This window comes from Candidatus Symbiopectobacterium sp. (assembly GCF_020054415.1).
Taxonomy (GTDB): domain Bacteria; phylum Pseudomonadota; class Gammaproteobacteria; order Enterobacterales; family Enterobacteriaceae; genus Symbiopectobacterium.
In genome coordinates this window covers 1-3,082 of sequence record NZ_JAHWCO010000504.1, presented here as the reverse complement: position 1 = coordinate 3,082, position 3,082 = coordinate 1, and the positions used below count along the sequence as shown (strand labels likewise).

The window sequence follows — 3,082 nt, the reverse complement described above, 5'->3', positions numbered from 1 at the left end:
GTGCTGCGGGCGTACGCCGATGGCCACTTTACTCGATGGAAAACGGATCTGGGCAGAAAAGAATCTGAACCAGATGTAATCTGACAGACACCTGTATAAATAATCGGTAACTGTCAGATCAGGTCTGAGCTAGTACAGATAAAAGAGCGCAGCGGGGTTACCGCTGCGCATCGGTATCAAATCGGGCACTCTTTTAGTTCTTCTGCTTTTACCTGCTCAAGCTGTAGCAGGGTGATCATGCTGTTGGCTATTTCACGTTCACCCATCACCACCTGATTGGCACCGTGTTCGGTGATATAGCTGACTTCATTGTCATAATGTGCGCGCGCAATGATCTCCAGATCCGGGCGTTTTTCACGCGCTGCCGCAACGATTTCTCCTGCCTCATAGCCGTTAGGAATGGTCAGCAACAGCCAGCGGGCGCAATCCAACCGAGCCAACTCCATGATTTCCACTTTAGTGGCGTTCCCCAGTACGGACTTGATGCCTTGCTCGCGCAGAGCATCCACCCGCGCACGCGAATTCTCGATGACCACAATAGGAATGCCTTCCTGATGCAGTTTGGCACCGATCAGGCTGCCAACACTGCCATAACCGACCAATAGGGCGTGATTACACATATCAACCGGAATTGGCTTCTCTTCTTCGGTTGCTTCTTCCACGATCTGCTCATCAATGGTCTCTGTTTTCTCCAGATAGCGCTCCAGCAGAGTAAAAAGCAGCGGGTTGATCATAATCGACAGAATCGCCCCTGCCAGCTCCAGATTGCGCCCTTGCTCAGACAAGAGACCGAGCACAACACCCAGGCCCGCCAAGATAAAGGCGAACTCGCCAATTTGCGCCAGGCTGGTCGAGATAGTCAGTGCGGTACGTGTGGAGTGGCCGAACAGACGTACCAGTACAAAAGCGGCCGCTGATTTACCGAACACGATAATGGCCAATGTAATGATGACGGCCATCGGTTCGTTCACCAGAATCATCGGATCGAACAGCATGCCCACCGAAACAAAAAACAGTACGGCGAAGGCGTCACGCAGTGGCAGTGTATCGTGGGCAGCGCGTTGACTAAGTTCTGATTCGTTCAGCACCACACCCGCAAAGAAGGCACCCAGTGCGAATGAAACATCAAACAGCTTCACTGCACCGAAAGCGATGCCGAGAGCCATCGCCAATACTGCTAGGGTGAACAGTTCCCGTGAGCCGGTAGCGGCGCTTTTTGCCAACACCCAAGGCACTAGGCGACGGCCCACCACAATCATCAGCGTGATAAAAGCAACCACTTTGCCTATGGTCCAGGCCATGTCACAAATCAGCTTACCGGTATCAGCATGCTCAGCGCCTATCATGTCACCGAACGCGGGCAGCAATACCAGCGTCAACACCATCGCCAAATCTTCTACGATCAACCAGCCAATGGCGATTTGTCCGCGCTGGCTGTCAATCAGTTGCCGTTCTTCTAATGCGCGCAGCAGCACTACGGTACTGGCAGTGGATAAGCACAGCCCAAACACCAAGCCGCTTGCCAGACTCCAGCCGAGCAGGGTGGAAAGGCCCATCCCCAGCAGCGTGGCAACGGCGATTTGTGCAATGGCACCGGGAATAGCGATGGATTTCACCGCCATGAGATCTTTAAGCGAGAAATGCAGGCCGACACCAAACATCAGCAGAATAACCCCAAGTTCAGCCAATTCAGGTGCTAACGCGGTATCCGCGACAAAACCTGGGGTAAACGGCCCCACCAGAACCCCTGCGACCAGATAGCCGACTAAAGGGGATATGTGTAGTCGATTGGCCAGAATCCCCAGCAAGAACGCGAGGACCAGCCCTACGGCAATGGTGGATATTAGTGGTGTGGTTGCATGCATCTCGACTCCTTTTACCATTGTTGAAAAACGTTCATGAGCAGACTTCTTGAACAAATTCTATTTCATTTGAGGAAATCCTGCTTGGGAAAATAAGAGTATTCTAGTAAAAATCTTCGTTTACTCATCGAATCTAAGTCTAACACAGATTTCATGATGCTTTCGTCATATAATCATTGATAAACCAAAGTTATTGCTCTCATGAATATCCTTTATCATGTCTGTTATGTATGCCGCATTTTCGTCCTGTGTGCTGAGAGGAACCGGTTTCTCTGTGTTAAAAACCTTAGAATAGCGGGGGTAAATGACATAAATACAAAAGAATAAAATGAACTGACCATTTTCATCAGCTTTCTCTAGTGATTCATGCGCGCAACACAGGTTTTTATTGTGATACAGGTCACAGGGTGCAAATGAAATCGAGCGTTGAGTAAAAGTGCGCTATTCTGGAGGGATATCTCAATCTGCGCGTACCCGACTAAGACCAGGACGGGCAGATGGCTGCTATCGCATTATTTTAAAAAGGGTTGTTTAGTTAACGGAGAGTTTCCATGCGTTTTGCAACGAAAGCGTTAGGACGTGCTATTGCGATGTCGCTGGTTTTTACCTAGGCAGGGGCGTTGGCGTGGGAAAAAGATAAAACCTATGACATCACCATCCTCCACACCAACGATCACCACTGCCATTTCTGGCATAACAAATACGGCGAATATGGGTTGGCAGCGCAAAAAACGCTGGTGGATCAGATTCGTCAGGAGGTGGCCGCTAAGCGGCAGTGTACTGCTGCTGTCCGGCTGGTATATCAACACCGGAGTGCCTGAATCTGACTTGCAGGATGCAGAGCCCGATTTTCGCGGCATGAATATGGTGGGCTATGATGCCATGGCGCTTGGTAACCATGAGTTTGATAATCCGCTCTCGGTACTGCGCCAGCAGGAGAAGTAGGCAACATTCCCGTTGCTGTCTGCCAACATCTATCAAAAGAGTACACAACAGCGTCTGTTCAAACCCTATGCGCTGTTTGATAAGCAAGGTATCAAGATTGCGGTTATCGGTTTGACCACTGATGACACAGCAAAATTAGGTCGTGTATTCAATATGTTGATTGCAGTGTGAAATGTCCGGTTTTGGATGTGGAATACAGTGGCTAAAGTTGATGTAAGATGCCCGTTTTGTGAACAGACATCTCCTGTGAAAAAACACGGTTATGGCAAAAGTGG

1 protein-coding gene and 2 pseudogenes are annotated in these 3,082 nt (G+C 49.7%); 2 read left to right on the top strand and 1 reads right to left on the bottom strand.

What is annotated here, in order from left to right; genetic code table 11:
• Window positions 1–176: 176 nt before the first annotated feature.
• On the bottom strand, window positions 177–1,865 hold the full coding sequence (gene ybaL, locus QZ506_RS14760; RefSeq protein ID WP_291972043.1) for a YbaL family putative K(+) efflux transporter: 1,689 nt from the start codon (window positions 1,863–1,865) through the stop codon (window positions 177–179).
• Between the two features lie 587 nt (window positions 1,866–2,452).
• On the opposite strand from ybaL, the pseudogene QZ506_RS14755 reads away from it, so the two are divergent.
• Both QZ506_RS14755 and QZ506_RS14750 read left to right on the top strand, forming a co-directional pair.
• Window positions 2,453–2,948, top strand: a pseudogene (locus QZ506_RS14755) (metallophosphoesterase); the annotation flags it as partial.
• A gap of 57 nt (window positions 2,949–3,005) precedes the next feature.
• Window positions 3,006–3,082: pseudogene (locus QZ506_RS14750) on the top strand (IS1 family transposase); the annotation flags it as partial.